This window comes from Chryseobacterium sp. NFX27, from assembly GCF_049887855.1.
Taxonomy (GTDB): Bacteria; Bacteroidota; Bacteroidia; order Flavobacteriales; family Weeksellaceae; genus Chryseobacterium.
The window spans coordinates 41,923-60,038 of the sequence record NZ_JAGEKK010000023.1 but is presented as its reverse complement, the minus strand read 5'-3'; the positions used below and the strand labels follow the sequence as shown (position 1 = coordinate 60,038).

Below are 18,116 nucleotides of genomic sequence, written 5' to 3'. Positions count from 1 at the left end.
AATGACAACACATGTAAAATGTGGGTGCGTTGAGAAAATCTCAACCGCGGCAAAAAGAAAATTTTAGCTCAGTACCATACTTTGGTATATGTACAGTCGGCAGTCCGGGGGATGGCCAGCCGATAATTGTTTTCAGGTTATTTATACCTTAAGAATATTTACATCTCCATTTCCTTCTGCTGTATGCCTTCAATTGATTCTAATGCAACCATTATTATGCTTCTGTATGCATATGCTATTAAAACAACTCATACAGTTTTCGTAATATTTTTAACTATTGACCTTAGTGCTGACAGATCCTACTACCTATAAAAATGTTTAATTGATAGTGTATAATCTGCATGTTAGTTGTCAAATTTAAATAAAAATTAGAACCTAATTCTCAAAAATGCATAAAAAATATCTTTTATAACTAATTTTAATTAAAATTAACAAATTAATTCAACTATTATGTGAATTATTAATTAGTAAAATAATATTTAAAAAAGATAAAACATAGTAATTGTATTCCATCCTTCAAGTATATACCTTTGCATTTCAATGAAAAATACAATAAGCTTATTCGATTTCTCGAAAAAAATAAATTACAAAAACGAACTTCTGGCTGGTTTTACAGTAGCCATGACTATGATTCCTGAATCACTCTCCTTTGCAATTTTAGCCGGATTGTCCCCGCTTACCGGTCTTTATGCTGCCTTTATGATGGGACTCATCACTGCAGTTTTAGGGGGCCGCCCCGGAATGGTCTCGGGAGGAGCAGGAGCCACTATTGTTGTATTGATCGCTCTGATAAAATCCCACGGAATAGAATATCTTTTTGCCACTGTTGCCATGGCGGGGATTTTTCAGATGCTTGTCGGAGTTTTTAAGTTGGGAAAATTTGTAAGACTCATTCCGCAGCCTGTGATGTATGGCTTTTTGAATGGTCTTGCGGTCATTATTTTTATGGCCCAGATAGAACAGTTTAAAATAACAGACAGTGCCGGAGTTTCCGGGTGGCTTCAGGGAATGCCTTTATATGTTATGGCGGGACTTACAGCCCTTACGATTGCTATTGTATACTTTTTCCCTAAAATCACAAAAGCTGTTCCTGCCTCTTTGGTGGCAATTATTGTAGTTTTTGCAGTAGTTTTTGGTTTTAATATTCCTACAAAAACTGTAGCAGATATTGCTCACATCAGTGGAAACCTTCCAAGTTTCCATATCCCTCAGATTCCTTTTACTTTGGAAACACTGCAGATTATATTTCCATATGCTCTGGTGATGGCTGGAGTAGGTCTTATCGAATCTCTTTTGACACTTTCTATGGTAGATGAAATTACCAATTCAAAAGGAAATGCCAACAAAGAGTCTGTAGCACAGGGAATAGCCAATATCACGAATGGCTTTTTCGGTGGAATGGGAGGCTGTGCAATGGTAGCGCAGACCCTTGTTAATCTCAATGCCGGTTCCAGAGCCAGACTGTCCGGGATTATAGGTTCAGTCATGATCCTTGCCATCATCTTATTCGGAGCTCCGTTTATTGAAAGAATACCAATGGCCGCGCTGGTAGGGGTCATGATGATGGTTGCCATAGGTACATTTCAGTGGGTGTCCATCCGGATTGCCAATAAAATGCCGAAATCTGACATATTTGTAGGAGTTACTGTAGCTCTGATAACCATTATTCTTCACAATCTTGCATTGGCGGTACTCGTAGGAGTTATAATTGCTGCACTAGTTTTTGCGTGGGATAATGCAAAAAGAATCCGTGCAAGAAAATCCCTCGATGAAAAAGGAGTGAAGCATTACGAAATATACGGTCCCTTATTTTTCGGTTCGGTAACCGCATTCATGGATAAATTTGATTTGATGGATGACCCGGATGAAGTTGTAGTAGATTTCAAGGAAAGCCGCATCGTGGATATGAGTGCTATTGATGCTTTGGATAAACTGTCTAAAAAATATAGTCAGCAGAACAAAAAACTATACCTCCGCCACCTCAGTGAGGACTGCCGTAAGATGTTGAAAACTGCCGAAGCCGTTATCGAAGTCAATATCCAGGAAGATCCTACGTATAAAGTAATGCCGGAGAAGTAGGAGATTAAAAATGATTTCTTAGAATAAAGAATAAAGAATAAAGAATAAAGAATAAAGAATAAAGAATAAAGAATAAAGAGTTTAAGGTAAAAAAGAATTAAATCTGCGGAATATAGAAATTCAGAATTAACCGTTCACAACAATAACCAAACAAGGACTGCAAAATTACTTTACAGCCCTCGTTTTTTAGGTTATTAATGTATTCGCAATAAAATCAGGCACTAAAGCATAGTGCGACAATTTCATGCTGATTGAAGCCCTACCACTCGTTAAAGTCCTCAGGTCGGAAATATATCCGAACGTAGAACCTAACGGAACTTCCGCTGTGAAAATCTTTCTTCCTGATCTTTCATCAATAGACGAAATAATTCCCCTTCTCCGGTTGATATCAGCAGTCACAGCGCCTGTGTATTCTTCAATACTTTGGATCTCAACCTGCATTACCGGTTCCAGAAGCTTAGGAATGCATGATAAAGCAGCCGCTCTGAATCCGTCTCGTGCAGCATTTTCAAAATCAAATGCAGCAGAATCCTGAGGATGGAAAGCACCGTCCAGAAGTCTGATCTTCATACTTTCCAAAGGATACCCTTTCAATGGTCCGTTTTCCATGGCTTCTCTGAAACCTTTTTCTATGGAAGGAATGAATTCTCCCGGAATAACACCTCCTTTGATCAGATTAATGAATTCCAGTCCAGGCTCACCGTTCTCTCTGGGTCCGATTTCAAAAGTGATATCAGCAAATTGTCCACTTCCTCCATTCTGCTTGGAAAGTCTCTCCCTGTAGGTTTTGGTGTCTGTTAAAATCTCCCGGTAAGATACTTTAGGTTTCCCCTGATTGACTTCTATACCATAATTCAGGCGGATTTTTTCCAAAGTGACTTCAAGGTGAAGTTCACCCAGGCCGCTCAATAAAGTTTCTCCGGTCTGCCGGTCTCTTTCCACCACTAAAGAAGGATCTTCTTCCTGAATCTTAGCCAGAACCAACCCGAAAGATTTTTCGTCACTGTTCGTTTTAGGCTCTATGGAGACTCTGATCACAGGAGCAGGAATGGTAATGGCTTCCAGAAGTACAGATTTACCAACCGCTGATAAAGAATCTCCCGTTTTAGCATCCTTTATTCCTGTTAAAGCTACAATATCCCCTGCTTTTCCTTCCTCAATAGATAACGTTTTATCAGACTGCATCTTCAGAATTCTTGAAATCCTGAAACTTTCCCCTGTTCTTACATTCAGGACCATATCACCGGATTTTATCGTCCCGGAATACAGACGGAGCATAGCTAGTCTCCCCATGTGTTTATCGATCACGACCTTAAAAACAAGGCCTGAAAAAGATTCCGTTTCATTTCTTACCAATTCTACAGCTTCTTCCGTGTAAGGGTCTTTCCCCTGAACGGCGGGAAGTTGATCCGGTGCCGGAAAATAAGTCACTACCGCATCCAAAAGAGGCTGTACCCCTTTGTTTTTGAAAGCAGAACCACAGAGAACCGGAACGGCAGCTCCAGATCTGCAAACTTTCTGTAAAGCTTCAGTGATCAGTACCTCAGTAATTCTGTTGTCAGAATCCATGAAAATCTCAAAGAACGTTTCATCATATTCTGCGAGCGTTTCCATTAATTTCGTTCTGTATTCAGCGGCATCGGCTTTGTGATCTTTAGGAATTTCCTTTTCAACAACGGTTTCCCTGTTTTCATCCGTCCAGTATAAAGCTTTCTGTTTGATTAAATCAATCACTCCTTCAAACTGGTCCTCAGCGCCGATCGGAATTTGAAGGGCTATAGGAACTGCATTAAGTTTCGTCTCAATTTCGTTAAGAACGGCAAAGAAATCGGCTCCGATCCTGTCCATTTTATTGATGAAGCATATCTTTGAAATTCCATGTTTTTCAGCCTGGAACCAAACATTTTCAGTTTGTGGCTGAACACCTGAAGAGGCACAGAAAACAGCAATTACACTGTCCAGAACTCTTAAAGAACGCTCGACTTCCACTGCGAAATCGATGTGTCCGGGAGTATCAATGATATTGATGTTATAAACTGTTTCCTCTTTCTTCCATTGTGTGGAAACCGCCGCGGATGAAATGGTAATTCCTCTGTTTTTTTCCTGGATATCTTTATCCATGGTCGTATTGCCATCATCTACATTTCCGATCTTATGAATAAGTCCTGTGTAATAAAGAAGCCTTTCTGTTAAAGTGGTTTTTCCTGCATCTACATGCGCTATGATTCCTATATTTCTTGTGTTATATTTCATTTTGCTGAATTTAAATTGTTGATTTTAAGAATACGGTATGTATTCTCCTCTTTTTGAGATCTGAAAATAAGGCAGCAAAAAAGACCCATCTGAACAGATAGGTCTTCAATATATTTTAGTAATAAAAGATCTAAGGAACTATTCAGATAAATATTGATTGCTGCCAGAGTACACAGCTCTCACAGGGTTGTTTAAAGTTATTATATTTATCATTATTGTTGACATTGTTGATTTTTAATCGGTTGCGAAATTAGATAATTTTTTTAATTGTTCAAAACTTTTTAGAAAAATCTTTTGCGAAATGAATTTAAACAAATTGTTAAGTCCGGCTGTAATCAGTAGAAAAGTGGGCGAAAATTCATAAAAATTTCTTAAAACAGAGAAGTACGTCATGCTTTTATGAGAAAAATTTTATCTTTGGGAAGAATACCTAATGAAACACCTGTTGATGATTAAACAATTTTAAAAATCTTTTTCAAAAAGCTAAATAAAACTTTTAACTTAAAACTATTGAAAACGGATATCGACATTCACAACCACTGTCATTTTTCTTTTGACCTGTGGCTCACCTTAATCAAATCTCACCCTGAATTTAAAACAAAAAGAGTTGAGCTGTTCACCTCGTTTTTTGATATTGACAAACCTGTTGAGGAAGTTGCGAAAACAGTAAGATATTACGATGATTTGTGCAATACGATTAATGAGGTGACAGGCGGGAATATTGATACTTTTGAAATGTACTTACTCATCCTCGGTTCGCTGGATGTAGATGTAAAACAATTAGATAAAGAAATATTGGACGGGTTTTATCTGAAAAGCGAAGACTTGTTTTTAGAATATAAGCCTGTTGTCATTTTTGAAAGTATAAAAGATTTTTTTGATCAGATCAAAAATCAGGGAAAAACGGTGAATATTCTGAGCAACACAGGATTTATCAAAGGAAGAACCATGAGGAAATTTCTGATTCAGGAAGAGCTGGATCAGTATATAGACTTCCATATTTATTCTGATGAGATCAATATTTCCAAACCGAACCCCCTTATTTTCCAGGAAGTGAAAAATAATCTTAAGGATCAGGATCTTCCCATGCACCGTATTCTTCATATTGGAGACAATCCGGTAGCTGATTTTAAAGGGGCAAAAGATTTTGGTTTCAGTGCACACCTACTTAAACACTAAAATTAATATGAATAAGAGATACAGCTTACACCACATTCATTCGGCGGATGAGTTTACTTTTTCACCCGCAGAATACAGCTATTTTAAGTATGGCGATAAGTCGTATGCTGAAAAGTTTGCTAAAGAATTATTCAGCGGGTTTATCGCAGGACATGCAGAGCTTTTAAACACAGAAAAGGAAATTGTAGTTCTTCCAAGTCCGTATATGGCGATTCCTACAGCTTCTAATTTTTTATGTTTTTTCTTTAAAAAGCATCTTGACCTGTACCTTTTTCAGATGGGAATGAGATCCAGTATTTTATCGAAGATCAACCGTAACCACACCTATATCACGGATTATGGCAACCTTAATTTTGAAGACCGGAAGAATCTGATCGCGAATGATACTTATTATATTGATAAAGATTTTTTACGCGGAAAACTTTGTATTTTTATAGACGATATAAAAATCACAGGAAGCCATGAATACACGGTAAACAGGATTTTGAACGAATATAATGTAGAAGCAGACTTTATGTTTCTCTATTATGCGGAACTGATGAATTTTGAGATTGATCCGACCATTGAGAACTTCTTTAATTATTATGCAGTGAAAAATATAAAACACGTTGCAGAAGTAATGGGAAAGCCAAGTTTTGAATTTAACACAAGAATCGTGAAATATATTTTAGGCCTGGATTCAAGTAATTTTGACTATCTTACGTCTAAAGTAAAAAAGGAGCAGATGGACCTGCTTTTGGAGCTGGCTATCAGCAATAATTATCATTTAATAAAAGAATACGAAAATAACATCAATACTTTAACGCAAACGGAACTATATTATGGCTATTAACTTACAAAAAGGACAGAGAGAAAACATTAACGCACCTAAATTCACTGTGGGCTTAGGATGGGATATCAATAATACTTCTACAGGAACAGGATTTGACCTTGACGCCTCTTTATTTTTATTGGGCGAGGACAAAAAGCTGGTTTCAGACAATCACTTTATTTTCTATAATAATTTAGAATCTCCGGACAAATCTGTGATCCATACAGGAGATAACCTTACAGGAGAAGGTTCAGGAGATGATGAGCAGATCAAAATAGATCTTACAAAAATAGATTCAGCGATTCAGGAAATTACAGTAGTGGTTACAATCCACGATGCTGATGCAAGAAAGCAGAACTTCGGACAGGTAAGAAATTCTTTCATCAGAATTTTCAATACAGATACCAATGAAGAGATTCTGAAATATGAATTAGACGAAGACTTCTCTATTGAAACTGCCGTAGAATTCGGAAGAATCTACAACAGAAACGGAGAATGGAAATTTGAAGCTGTGGGGGCAGGTCAGCGAGACGGTCTCGACAAATTCGTATCAATTTATCAAAAGTAATTATGGACAATCAGGACAACCAACCTATAGATCCAATGGGATCAATTGAACCTCTTAAAACATTTGAACCCACCCCAATGGCTCCACCGAGTCAGCCTGTACAAAATACAGCACCTGCGGTTCTTGTGGATAAAGAAGGAAATGTAAATCTGAATCAGCTGCAGGTAGAAGAACGTCAAAAATATGAGGTTCTTGCCAATTCTATCGATGAGAGCAATCCAAGCTCCATTGTGAATTACGGAGCAGAACTTCAGAAAACCTTATCCAACCAGAGTGACAGCTTTTTAGGAAACGTAAGAAGATCCAACTCAGGAGAAGTAGGCGTGCTTATCAACGATTTATTGGTAGAACTTAACTATGTAGACGTTGATGAACTTCAGCAGAATAAGGTGAAAAGCTTCCTTAGCAAGATCCCGTTCATGAAAAAAATTGTTTCGCAGGTAGAAAATCTGTTCGCGAAATATGATAAAATCATCAACAATATCGAGCAGATTGCTCATAAAGTAAATGCAGGAATTATTACATCTACCAAAGACAACGCTGTACTTCAGACGATTTTTGAGAGCAATGTGAATTCAATCAAGCAGATCGAAGAGCTGGTGATCGCCGGAAACGTAAGAATGGAAAGAGCTGCAGGAGAACTGGCCCAAATGGAAGCAGATCCTCAGAGCTACCAGGATTATCAGATCGCTGATAAGAGAGATTTTATCGCAAGATTAGACAGAAGAATGGCTGACCTTAAAGTGGTGCGTATCATCATGATGCAGTCACTTCCGCAGATCAGACTGGTACAGAACAACAACGTGTCTATCGCTGAAAAAGCACAGACAATTCTTACCACGACACTTCCTGTTTGGAAAAACCAGCTTTCACTGGCTGTGGCGATGTACAGACAGCAGCAGAATATTGAAATTCAGCAGAAGGTATCTTCCACTACGGAAGCGATTCTTAAGAAAAATGCTGAACGTCTGGGTCAGAATTCAGTGAATGTGGCGAGAGCAAACGAACAGACCATTGTATCTGTAGAAACATTGAGAGAAACGACCTCAATGCTGATCAACACATTGAATGAAGTGAAACAGATCCAAAAGCAGGGTGCTGAAGGAAGAAGAAAACTGGATCAGGATCTTCAGACACTGGAACATGAATTAAAAGCAAACGTAAGAGGTTAATAATCAGGATACCAAGGTGGGGGATGATGCAGCAACCATAATGTCTCAGAGTAAAAGAAGATTAACAAAGCTTAAACTTCTTGCTAATTTTTTTGAACATATTGATATCATATCTATTTACATCAAAACAGATATTATACACAATTTATTTCAGGAAAATAAGACTTTGGACTACAAGAAGCTGGAGCTTTTTCACCTGCAGTATACCGACAGTCTCATAGAACTTCTCACCAAGATCAAAAGGCAGAAGGAAAATGATATGCTGGCTGTGATTAACGAAATCGACGTTAATAATAAATATATTGAAGGTTTTGAAGAAAGGCGTGGAGACAGCTTTCAGACCGAACGGAAAATGTACAGCGGTATATTTTCCCAGCATCTGAAAACAGTTTATAAAGATCTTACCGAAAATATCTTTACGGCAGACTGGAACAAGGTTCTGTATTTCCATAAAAGATACGGACAGGAGTTCTACAGGTCTAATGCAGATGAAGAACAGCTGAAATCCCAGCCTTTTCCTGCCTACCAGTATAAAGATTATACGATAGAAAGGAAACTTTTGGGAAGACTGAATATTCAGAGCTTTAAAGTTCGCTTTGTCTGCGGTTATCTGATCGGGACTTATGAGTATGAGCTTTTTAAGATATTTCAGTCAGATGATTATTTTATTTTTGGCATTGATGAAAAAAAACTTTATCTGTTTGACGGTGATCTGGAAAAACTTGATATTTCTGAGAACCAGTCGAATCAGACGACGATCATCAATCAGCTGAAAAATAAAAATGAGCTGCTGGAAAATTCCATCAATGAAAGAAAGCGGATGCTTCCTGAAGAAGTGGAAAATGTGCTGAAAGATTATCTCAGAAACCTGGAAAATATAGATATTATGAGCAAAATATTTGATTTCGACGAAGAAACGAATATCCTGCGTGCCATGCTTAATTTAAATCTGAATAATAATTAAAGCGAAAAGAAAAACTTATCATTTCGCCCAATAATAAAATAACAATATAAACCATAAAAGAATGGCTATTAACTTACAAAAAGGTCAAAGAATTAACCTGAAAAAGGAAAACGGTGCCGAGCTTACCCAAGCCTGTGTGGGAATCAACTGGGGAGCAATTGAGAAAAAAGGACTTTTCGGAACTAAAAAAGAAGCAGTAGACTTAGACGGAAGCTGTATCTTATTTGATTCAAACAAAACGCTTACAGAAGTAATCTATTTCGGAAACCTGAAGTCAAGAAACGGTTCTGTAAAACATAGCGGGGACGACCTTACCGGAGATGTAAACGGAGACGATGGACTGGACAATGAAGTGATCACGATAGATTTCAGCCAGCTGGAACCTAATGTAGAACACGTTGCACTGGTACTGAACAGTTACCAGGGACAGGATTTCGGAACAATTCCTTTCGCTTCTATCCGTATCTATGAAGGAACTCCTACCAATGTAAGAGAGGTGTTTGCTAAATATGATATCGCCAATGATGCCTCATTCAAAGGACACGTTGCCATGGTAATGGGTGTTTTCTACAAAAGAAACGGCGAATGGAAATTCAATGCAATCGGAGATCCTACCTCGGACAGAAAGCTGGAACAGACGATCCAAACGGTTCGGGCCAATTATTTATAACCAATAGATAATCAGTAAGAATGGGCCTTGGCTCATTCAGGAAAAATGAATAGTTTTACAGGCTTAAGCCAAAACTTATTTATAATATTGATATCAAAATAAAAACATTAAAAATTAGCAATATTTGTGCATACCGTACATCTATTGCTTTTATCATATAATAACATAAACTGAAGTGGAACATCAAAGTATTTTAGAATTGCACCCGGGCTTGGTGTGGGGATTTGCGGTAACAGTCGTTATCATGTTGCTCCTGGATTTAGGAGTATTCAACAAAAAAAGCCATGAAGTATCGTCCAAAGAAGCTACCATCTGGTCTATCGTATGGATTTCATTATCTATGATATTCTCCGGAGTAGTGTATTGGGTTTTCAATACAGACGGAAGTCCTGAAAGCCATTCCGTGGCCGTAGAGAAATTTACGCAGTATCAGGCTGCCTACTGGATTGAAAAAGCCCTCTCTGTGGATAACTTATTTGTATTTATCCTTGTTTTCGGGTTCTTTAAAGTTCCGAAATACCTCCATCACAAAGTTCTCTTCTGGGGAATTATTGGAGCATTGATATTCAGAGCGATATTTATCTTTGCGGGAGTAGAACTTATTAACCTGACGTATCTTCCTGAAATGAATGTTTTTGGAGAGGCGGTGAAAATTAATGTGGTGATGACCCTCTTCGGTCTTTTCCTTGTGTATGCCGGAATCAAATCCTGGGGTGAAGGAGATGGTGAAGATGATGAAGATTACAGCAACACAGCTGGTGCAAGACTGATCAAAAGTTTCTGGAAAGTTTCCGATAACTATGATGGAGATAAATTCTTCACCATTCAGAACGGAATCAAAATGGCAACACCGCTTCTGGTAGTGGTGGGAGTTATTGAATTTACCGACGTTCTTTTCGCGGTAGACTCTATTCCGGCGATCTTTGCCATTTCCAATGATCCGTTCATCCTGTATACATCGAATATTTTCGCGATTTTAGGATTGAGATCTTTATATTTCCTGTTGGCGAACTTTATCTATATGTTCAGCAAGCTTCCGTACGGACTGGCTATTATCCTGGCATTTATTGGGGTAAAAATGCTGATTGCTCCTTGGATCCATATTCCGTCTCCGATTTCACTGGGAATCGTTGGAGGAGTATTGGTGCTTTCCGTTCTTGTTTCCGTTCTTTTCCCTGAAAAGAAAGACGATGAAAAAGAAAAGCTTGAAGAAGAATAAGCATTACAGATTCTTTTATAATATAGAAGCTCCTGAAGTCAAACTTTCAGGAGCTTTTTTTATGGTCTTCTTTATTGAAAAGAATATTGGCCGTATTAAACGTTAATAATTAATTCTGATTTTATTGATGCTTGTTCAGCAACTTATTAATTTTCCTTCTGGTCTGTAAAGAAATCTTATACGCCTCATCACGCAGTTTCTGTATTTTTCCTACAGGTTGGAAAAAAGGTTTGCTTTCAAATGGGTTGAATGAAAGCAACTCATTGGTACAGTCACGGGGGTCAAGAAGTGCTCCCTGATTGATGATCACTTCCCCGACTTTAATGTAAGGAGAATGTTTCCATTCTACATTCAGCCGGTTAATCGGCTGGTCTTTCAGATCATAGCAAAACTGTATAAAAACCTCCGCTGTATAACTATTGTCCCGGAAATAGCTTTTCAAAGCATCTTGCATTTTTAATTTCAGGCCGAATTTTTTATTGACAGATTTCGGAACCAGTTTTATCTTAATCATATTTTCACCAAGACGGTAAGCGCCCACAGAATGATAATCAAAAGAGAGAATAAAGTCATTCCTTTTGCCCAGAAGCTTTAAAATATTTTTGAAAAAAGACAGTGTAAAAAAATAAGGAATCATCTTAACAGCCTGAACGGCCAATGAAAACATACCTTTCCATTTCTTTATATACAACCGGTTTACCGCCGTAAAAAGTTTCAGAAAATGGGAAACCGAATTGGTGGGAAATAAAGGAAAATTAACCAGTGGAAAATTAGCGATCAGTCCACCGTTTTCATCCTTTACTTTTACTGCAAATCCATAAGCTGGAACATCTTTTTCAGTCGAATTGATTTTCAGATTGGCATTCGAAATCCTTATGGTCAGGTCAAATTTTTTACCGTCGAAAAACTGAAAAAGTTCTTCAGGAATATTTTTATCAATAATGAATGTGCCATCAGCTGCAGCGTAAGTTTTTGCATGGGCATTTCTGGTAGCATAATTGACATCGCTTATAGAAGAAGACTGTTCAACAAAGTCGGCAATCGACTTTTTATTGATTTCGAGAAGTTGTTTTTCCTCTTCATTAAGCTCATCGAATTTCTTATTATATTTTAGTGGTTGTGGCATTTAGTTTTTAAATTCAATTATAACGCCAAGTTTCCGAATCTGTGTTAACATAATATTAAAATTGTTTGAATTTTGAGAGAAAGGGTTTTCATTAGTGGTTACTGGTTGCTGGTTACCAGTTTTTTGAGATCTGGATAAGCAGAATTACTTTTAAACTTGTCGCTATTTGCTATCAATCCTCAACCAATAAAAACCCCTATCTTTGTAAAAAATATCAACAATGGGAGTAGCAGATATGTTATTTAAAAAGAAAAAAGAACTTGCCGAAAAGAATCTTAATGACGGTAAAGAGTATATGGAAGAATATGGTAAGAGAGAAAGTGTTGTACAATTGCCGAGCGGTTTACAGTATGAGATCATTACCGAAGGAAACGGGGCAAAACCGGGTCCTAAATCCACAGTAAAGTGCCATTATCATGGAACTACCATTTCCGGTAAGGTTTTCGACAGCTCTGTAAAAAGAGGAACTCCTGCATCTTTCCCTTTGAACAAGGTAATTAAAGGATGGACAGAAGCCCTTCAGTTAATGCCGGTTGGAAGTAAGTGGAGACTGATTCTTCCTCCTCACCTGGCCTATGGAGATCAGCAGATCAGTAAAGAAATAGGACCGAATTCTACCCTGGTTTTTGAAGTGGAACTGTTGGATATAAAATAATCCTGCTTAAAAATAGCTTAAAAAATTACCTGAATTCAGGTAATTTTTTTTATTTGTACTATATTCGTGTTGATCAATTTCAAAGAACAAAGATTGTTGTAATTTTTTAAGGTTTCAGAGAGTCCCGAAAGGTGATGTACAAAATATGCAGTTTAAATTTATCGGAGATAAAATCTTTGCGCCTTAAAAAGTAAACCATTAATCTCTTTGCACCTTTGCGATTAAACAGCACATCACAAAGCAAAAAATATAAACTGAATGAAAAAACTCTTTTACCTTTTTGCGGTATTCAGCCTGCTGGCTTCCTGTGTTTCAAAAAAAAATCAGGTAATTAAGCAGAATATTCTTACGCTGAAGGACAGTTACTGTAAAGCACCCTTTAAATACAACTACAGCAACAGAATCCCATCTTATAATTCGGATTCTATCCTGACAGCTAATAAAGAACTGCAGGGTATGTTTTCCGATCAGAGCATCCTTATTCTGAATGCTTTGGATAATCTGGATGAAGTTCACGAAATTATCGATCTTAAAAAAGACTCATCCATTGCTTCCCAGGTTAAAGTACTGCAGCTTAAAACGAAGATCAACAGTAAAATCACCATTGCCCTCACAGAACTGGATGCTGTAGCTGCGGAATTTGACTGTGAAGGAGAAAGAGTTGCCCAAATTGGAAATTATGTGGATAATCTTAACGATTCCAAAAATAATAAACTGATCCTGCTTTCCATTGTAACAGGGGCTGCTGCATCTGTCGCCGGAGGAATCATCAGTGATGGAGGCTGGAGTAATGCCGTTGATATCAGTGGAGGAGTCCTGGGAGCAGGCTTCGGGCTTGCAACCCTTAATCCAAAAGGTAAAAAAGTGGAATTTATCCATCAGAGAAACCTGTTGAGAGACATTTGGAGAGAAAAGCTTGAATCTCCGAATTTTCCTCCCTTCATCTGGTATATGTATACAGAGAAAAAATTTTCCAATAAAGAAGAACATTCCATTATCAGCAGTATGAAGGAAAGATGGCTTCATTACCAGTTTGATGATGTTAAAATTGCTGCTGACCAGTCTGTGATTTTCAGTGATGGAGGCTTTTACAGGGCAGATGACCTTCATAACCGTGCTGCCATGCTGAACCAGATGCAGTCTGCAACCAGAACCATTAACCAGAATATCAATTATCTGCTGCTGGATCTGGATAAATTAATCCTTTAAGAAAAAAATAACTGTAATAAAATTTGTTACATTTAAAAATTTGTTTACCTTTGTCCTGTAATTACAATGAACAATACAAGATTTGCTACGGCAATACATATTATGACCTTATTGGCAAAAAGTCCTCAGGAGTGGCTCACTTCTGACTGGATGGCGGGGAGCATCAATATCAATCCGGTGATTGTCAGAAAAGAGATCAGCGTATTGAGAGAAGCAGGCCTGATTGCCAGCAGACAGGGAAAAGACGGGGGAAGTCAGCTTGCCAAAAATGCAGATCAGATCAGTATCTCGGAGATTTACAGAGCTGTGAAGAATACTGAGGTTTTAGGTAAGAAAAATCAGAATCCCAATCCTGCATGCAGTGTTGGAAAAGAGATTAATATCCATTTGAATACCTTATTTGAAGAAACAGATGTATTGGTTACTCAGTTTTTAGGCGATAAATCCCTGAAAGAATTTTCGGAGCAGTTTGAATAAAAATTTTTTAACCCAAAATGTAACAAGTTTTATTACAATTTAATTTTAAATAAAAATATTATGAAAAAAGTATCAGTAATCGGTGCGACCGGTTTTGTAGGAAAAAAAGTAGTTAATGAATTAGCGGAAAGAGGTTATGTTGTAGAAGCTTTGGTAAGAGATGCCTCTAAAGTAGAATCACAGGAAAATGTAACAGCAAAAAGTGTTGACGTAAACAATACAGAAGAACTTGCAGAAGCTTTAAAAGGAAGTGATGCTGTGATCAGTGCTTTCAATGCAGGATGGACGAATCCAAATCTTTACAACGATTTCCTGAACGGGTCCATTAATATTGAAAAAGCAGTAGAGCAGTCAGGAGTAAAAAGACTTATCGTAGTTGGGGGAGCCGGAAGCCTTTACACGCCGGACAATGTACAGATTGTAGATACCCCGGATTTCCCTGAAGCGTATAAGCCGGGAGCAACAGCCGCAAGGGATTATTTAAACAAAATTAAAGATAACAATACACTGGACTGGACTTTTTTCAGCCCTGCCATTGAAATGAATCAGGCTAATGTAGGGGAGAGAACCGGAAAGTACAGAACATCTTTGGAAACTCCTGTTTTTGATGAAAACGGAAGAAGCCGTCTTTCCGTAGAAGATGTAGCAGCTGTTTTGGTAGACGAGCTGGAGCAGAACAACCACATCCGTGAACGTTTCACAGCAGCTTATTAATCTAATAAAAATAAACAATGTTAAAAAAGAAATTATTATCAATGCTGGCACTGCTGGGGTTTGTAAGCATTATGTTTGCAGGAAACCTGAAGATCAAAGTCTACAATCCCGGTCCTAAAGCCATCTTTCCTATTACTTCCACCATTATTTACGGAGATAAAGATGCTGTGCTCATCGATGCTCAGTTTCAGAAGCAGTATGCAGAACAATTGGTCAGGGAAATTAAGGCAACAGGAAAAAACCTGAAAACAGTTTTTATTTCCCACAGCGACCCTGACTTTTACTTTGGGCTGGAAGTGATCAAAAAAGCATTCCCCAATGCAAAAATCATTTCAACAGCACAGACTGCGTACCTTATATCTGCATCTAAAGATGAAAAAATGGCCGTATGGAAGTCGCAGCTTAAAGAAGATGCTCCCTCAGAAATCATTATTCCGGAAGCCGCCAATGCAATTCCGGATCTGGAAGGAAATAAAATTGAAATCCAACAGAATACTGAAGATACGGCTCACAGTTTTGTGTGGATTCCATCTTTAAAAACAGTGGCCGGCGGTATTTCTGTTTCCGTGGGTTCCCATCTCTGGATGGCCGATACCCAGAATATCAAAGCAATTGATCAGTGGATAGGACAGATTGATGCCATGAAAGCTCTAAAACCTGAACAGGTGGTCCCTTCTCATTTTGCAAAACAGTCTCTGTCTCCCCAGTCTCTGGATTTCGTTAAAAACTATCTGGAGAACTATAAAAAAGCAGTCACCGAAAATAAGGCATCTGCTGCCGTTGTAGATTTTATGGTTAAAAAATATCCTGATCTTCACGGAAAAGAGGAACTGGAAATGGGAGCAAAAGTTTTCTTTGGCGAAATAGACTGGGATCTGAAGTCTCCTTATCCGGTGATAGGAAAAAAAGTGGAAGTTGATTTCGGAACACTAAAGTTCATCCTGGATTTTAAAGATAACAGAGAGATGTCTTTCACAGGAGTTTCAGGAATTGGAAAAGGCAATACAGATACCGTACAGTACACTGCTGTAGAAGTAGCAAAGAATGTCTTTATGGTATACTGGCACGAACCTAAATTAGGCTCTAACGTTACCCATATTCAGGATTACAATAAGAATATAATATATACCAATATTGCAGAACCTAACGGCTCGTTCACCCACCTGAAAGGAACCCTTAAAATTCTGAAATAATATATAAAACTGCTGTCCAACGATAGCAGTTTTTTTATTGATAATACAGGATATTTTCCGGTAACAAGATCATTGATGACAAACACTTCTGGGGGCTGAGGCTCCCGAAGCCCCCATGCACTTCAATTATTTTAACCACAAAAGTCACAAAAGCTTATAGTTTTAAACACTTTAGATCACTTTAGTTTCAAAAGTTTTATCATCCTGAAAAATAATAAGACCACATAAAGCAGAAAATCAAAGATTTTCATAAAACTTTAGTGTACTTTATAGGTATATTATATTTAACTTAAAAAAATAACTTAAGTGTTTGAAAAGCTTTTGTGTGAGTTTTTATTGACCACAGATTTTCACAGATGTTATACATGTTGTTTACTATAAAATCTTTGATTTTTTTTTAACTTATGTGATCTTCTTATTCACAAAGTATTTAAGCTTCAAATAACTTGAGTGTTAAAAGCTTTTGTGACTTTTGTGGTTGATGTTTTTCGTTTTCCGCGGAGTTTTCAGAATACACAGATACTCTTTTGATAGTATTACATAAAAATGGCCGTCCAACAGACAGCCATTTTTTTTATAAATTCATAAACAGTTTCGGGTTTACCGGAGTATTGTTTTTATGGACTTCGTAATGAAGATGAGGTCCTGTAGAACGCCCGGAATTCCCGGATTTGGCAATAACCTGTCCCACTTTTACCTTATCGTTTACTTTTGATACCAGCTGTGATAAGTGGCCGTAAAGCGTAGCCAGCCCGTTTCCGTGAGAAACAATAACACAGTTTCCATAACCTCCTTTCTGACCGGAGAAAATAACGGTTCCGGCGGCAGCGGCTCTCACATCTGAGCCATAAGCAACTGCAATGTCCAGTCCTTTATGAAACTGCATCTGGTCTGCTTCGGCAGGAGGATTGTTTTTTTCCATGGGAGCCTTCGCTGATGAGGTATTGCTGGCAACAGCTTTTGTGGACGCAGCAGCGGGAGATGGTGCCGGAGCAGCAGGTGCCGCTTTTGGAGTCACCATTACTTTTACTTCTCTTTTATTACCGTAACTGTCTGTTAACTCAATGATTTTCTCAACAGGTTCAGCTTTTACTTCCGGTTTTGGTGCAGCAGCAGCCATTGGTTTGGATTCTGCGGCACTGGACTTTACAGATGCAAACACGGTTTTAAAAGGAATTGGATTTTTTCTGATGCCGAAATTAGAGGAGATATATCCATCGGTAGGCATTCCCAGGGGAACTTCCATCAGTTTTTTCTGAAGATTCATCAGATACTGGCTGTAGCGGTTGGCCTGTTTGGCCAGGTATACAGAATTCGAGATACTGTCTTTACTCAGGATCATCACTTTTTCGTTAGTGATATCTTTGGACCTCAGAAATGAATTGAGTTCGGCTACGGTCTGATCTACCAAAGTAAGATCTGTTTTCATCTTTAAATAATCTACACTGTCTTTTTCAGTGTTTATTTTGACAAGGTTCACTTCATACTTCTTGTCATCCTTCTCAGAAAATAACCTGGCAATAAAGATCGCCTGTGCAAAAACTACTAGCAAAAGTCCTCCGAGGAGAACATTCACGTTCTTCTTGCTGTTTAGAAATTTCTTCATTTTTCTTCTCTTAGTATATTACAAAACAGTTTTAAGCATGCAAATTTAATTAAAAATACTCTTTTAGGGATATTTTTAAAGAAAACTTAGTTTTTTCTGTATTTAACGTCTGATTAGATATTTAATTGTGTTCGAGTGTTAATTTTTTCAGAAAGTGGTTTTTATCATAGCTCCAAAGTCTGCGTTCCGTCTTTGTTTTAATATATTTGCAGTTCACATTC

At 37.8% G+C, this 18,116-nt stretch carries 16 protein-coding genes; 13 read left to right on the top strand and 3 right to left on the bottom strand.

All coding sequences use genetic code 11. The annotated features are described in order from the left end of the window. The first annotated feature begins 540 nt into the window (after nucleotides 1-540). Nucleotides 541-2,079, top strand: coding sequence for a SulP family inorganic anion transporter (locus tag J4Q03_RS19390; RefSeq protein ID WP_426049762.1), 1,539 nt, complete (start codon nucleotides 541-543; stop codon nucleotides 2,077-2,079). 186 nt (nucleotides 2,080-2,265) lie between these two features. On the opposite strand, the gene fusA is transcribed toward J4Q03_RS19390, so the two are convergent. Then, nucleotides 2,266-4,332, bottom strand: a complete 2,067-nt coding sequence (fusA, locus tag J4Q03_RS19385; RefSeq protein WP_426049761.1) for an elongation factor G — start codon at nucleotides 4,330-4,332, stop codon at nucleotides 2,266-2,268. A 510-nt stretch (nucleotides 4,333-4,842) separates the two neighbouring features. Here fusA and J4Q03_RS19380 point away from each other — a divergent pair. From J4Q03_RS19380 to J4Q03_RS19350, 7 genes are all read left to right on the top strand, one after another. After that, nucleotides 4,843-5,511, top strand: a complete 669-nt coding sequence (locus J4Q03_RS19380; RefSeq protein WP_426049760.1) for an HAD family hydrolase — start codon at nucleotides 4,843-4,845, stop codon at nucleotides 5,509-5,511. Between the two features lie 7 nt (nucleotides 5,512-5,518). Further along, on the top strand, nucleotides 5,519-6,343 hold the full coding sequence (locus tag J4Q03_RS19375; RefSeq protein WP_426049759.1) for a phosphoribosyltransferase family protein: 825 nt from the start codon (nucleotides 5,519-5,521) through the stop codon (nucleotides 6,341-6,343). Further along, a complete protein-coding gene (locus J4Q03_RS19370) occupies nucleotides 6,333-6,890 on the top strand; it encodes a TerD family protein (protein ID WP_073331796.1) in 558 nt (185 codons plus the stop codon). The genes J4Q03_RS19375 and J4Q03_RS19370 overlap by 11 nt, the downstream gene beginning before the upstream one ends. A 2-nt stretch (nucleotides 6,891-6,892) precedes the next feature. Beyond that, entirely contained in the window at nucleotides 6,893-8,062 is a 1,170-nt protein-coding gene (locus J4Q03_RS19365) for a toxic anion resistance protein (RefSeq protein ID WP_426049758.1), read from the top strand. Nucleotides 8,063-8,228: 166 nt separating this feature from the next. Next, nucleotides 8,229-9,026 carry a hypothetical protein gene (locus J4Q03_RS19360; protein WP_426049757.1) on the top strand — a complete coding sequence of 266 codons (798 nt, stop codon included), beginning with the start codon at nucleotides 8,229-8,231 and terminating at the stop codon, nucleotides 9,024-9,026. Between the two features lie 61 nt (nucleotides 9,027-9,087). Next, complete coding sequence (locus tag J4Q03_RS19355) at nucleotides 9,088-9,696, top strand: TerD family protein (protein WP_426049756.1); 609 nt, start codon at nucleotides 9,088-9,090, stop codon at nucleotides 9,694-9,696. A gap of 175 nt (nucleotides 9,697-9,871) precedes the next feature. After that, the gene (locus tag J4Q03_RS19350; protein ID WP_426049755.1) at nucleotides 9,872-10,915 is read left to right on the top strand and encodes a TerC/Alx family metal homeostasis membrane protein; all 1,044 of its coding nucleotides are present in this window, start codon (nucleotides 9,872-9,874) and stop codon (nucleotides 10,913-10,915) included. 121 nt (nucleotides 10,916-11,036) lie between these two features. Here J4Q03_RS19350 and J4Q03_RS19345 read toward each other — a convergent pair whose 3' ends face one another. After that, nucleotides 11,037-12,041, bottom strand: a complete 1,005-nt coding sequence (locus J4Q03_RS19345) for a catalase (protein WP_426049754.1) — start codon at nucleotides 12,039-12,041, stop codon at nucleotides 11,037-11,039. Between the two features lie 220 nt (nucleotides 12,042-12,261). On the opposite strand from J4Q03_RS19345, the gene J4Q03_RS19340 reads away from it, so the two are divergent. The 5 genes from J4Q03_RS19340 to J4Q03_RS19320 all read left to right on the top strand — a co-directional run bounded on the left by J4Q03_RS19340 (nucleotide 12,262) and on the right by J4Q03_RS19320 (nucleotide 16,289). Then, on the top strand, nucleotides 12,262-12,696 hold the full coding sequence (locus J4Q03_RS19340; RefSeq protein ID WP_426049753.1) for an FKBP-type peptidyl-prolyl cis-trans isomerase: 435 nt from the start codon (nucleotides 12,262-12,264) through the stop codon (nucleotides 12,694-12,696). A gap of 258 nt (nucleotides 12,697-12,954) precedes the next feature. Further along, nucleotides 12,955-13,905 carry a hypothetical protein gene (locus J4Q03_RS19335; protein WP_426049752.1) on the top strand — a complete coding sequence of 317 codons (951 nt, stop codon included), beginning with the start codon at nucleotides 12,955-12,957 and terminating at the stop codon, nucleotides 13,903-13,905. Between the two features lie 66 nt (nucleotides 13,906-13,971). Further along, a complete protein-coding gene (locus J4Q03_RS19330) occupies nucleotides 13,972-14,382 on the top strand; it encodes an Rrf2 family transcriptional regulator (protein WP_426049751.1) in 411 nt (136 codons plus the stop codon). A 60-nt stretch (nucleotides 14,383-14,442) separates the two neighbouring features. After that, a complete protein-coding gene (locus tag J4Q03_RS19325; RefSeq protein ID WP_426049750.1) occupies nucleotides 14,443-15,096 on the top strand; it encodes an NAD(P)-dependent oxidoreductase in 654 nt (217 codons plus the stop codon). Between the two features lie 17 nt (nucleotides 15,097-15,113). Next, a complete protein-coding gene (locus J4Q03_RS19320; protein ID WP_426049749.1) occupies nucleotides 15,114-16,289 on the top strand; it encodes a MoaF-related domain-containing protein in 1,176 nt (391 codons plus the stop codon). A gap of 574 nt (nucleotides 16,290-16,863) precedes the next feature. Here J4Q03_RS19320 and J4Q03_RS19315 read toward each other — a convergent pair. Then, nucleotides 16,864-17,895, bottom strand: coding sequence for a M23 family metallopeptidase (locus J4Q03_RS19315; protein ID WP_426049748.1), 1,032 nt, complete (start codon nucleotides 17,893-17,895; stop codon nucleotides 16,864-16,866). Nucleotides 17,896-18,116: the final 221 nt, after the last annotated feature.

Excerpts from the sequence above, each read along its gene's own strand:
- J4Q03_RS19315 (WP_426049748.1), bottom strand. The coding sequence starts at position 17,895 with ATGAAGAAATTTCTAAACAGCAAGAAGAACGTGAATGTTCTCCTCGGA.
- J4Q03_RS19330 (WP_426049751.1), top strand. The coding sequence starts at position 13,972 with ATGAACAATACAAGATTTGCTACGGCAATACATATTATGACCTTATTG.
- J4Q03_RS19365 (WP_426049758.1), top strand. The coding sequence starts at position 6,893 with ATGGACAATCAGGACAACCAACCTATAGATCCAATGGGATCAATTGAA.
- J4Q03_RS19370 (WP_073331796.1), top strand. The coding sequence starts at position 6,333 with ATGGCTATTAACTTACAAAAAGGACAGAGAGAAAACATTAACGCACCT.
- J4Q03_RS19340 (WP_426049753.1), top strand. The coding sequence starts at position 12,262 with ATGGGAGTAGCAGATATGTTATTTAAAAAGAAAAAAGAACTTGCCGAA.
- J4Q03_RS19335 (WP_426049752.1), top strand. The coding sequence starts at position 12,955 with ATGAAAAAACTCTTTTACCTTTTTGCGGTATTCAGCCTGCTGGCTTCC.
- J4Q03_RS19375 (WP_426049759.1), top strand. The coding sequence starts at position 5,519 with ATGAATAAGAGATACAGCTTACACCACATTCATTCGGCGGATGAGTTT.
- J4Q03_RS19325 (WP_426049750.1), top strand. The coding sequence starts at position 14,443 with ATGAAAAAAGTATCAGTAATCGGTGCGACCGGTTTTGTAGGAAAAAAA.
- J4Q03_RS19320 (WP_426049749.1), top strand. The coding sequence starts at position 15,114 with ATGTTAAAAAAGAAATTATTATCAATGCTGGCACTGCTGGGGTTTGTA.
- fusA (WP_426049761.1), bottom strand. The coding sequence starts at position 4,332 with ATGAAATATAACACAAGAAATATAGGAATCATAGCGCATGTAGATGCA.
- J4Q03_RS19390 (WP_426049762.1), top strand. The coding sequence starts at position 541 with ATGAAAAATACAATAAGCTTATTCGATTTCTCGAAAAAAATAAATTAC.
- J4Q03_RS19355 (WP_426049756.1), top strand. The coding sequence starts at position 9,088 with ATGGCTATTAACTTACAAAAAGGTCAAAGAATTAACCTGAAAAAGGAA.
- J4Q03_RS19345 (WP_426049754.1), bottom strand. The coding sequence starts at position 12,041 with ATGCCACAACCACTAAAATATAATAAGAAATTCGATGAGCTTAATGAA.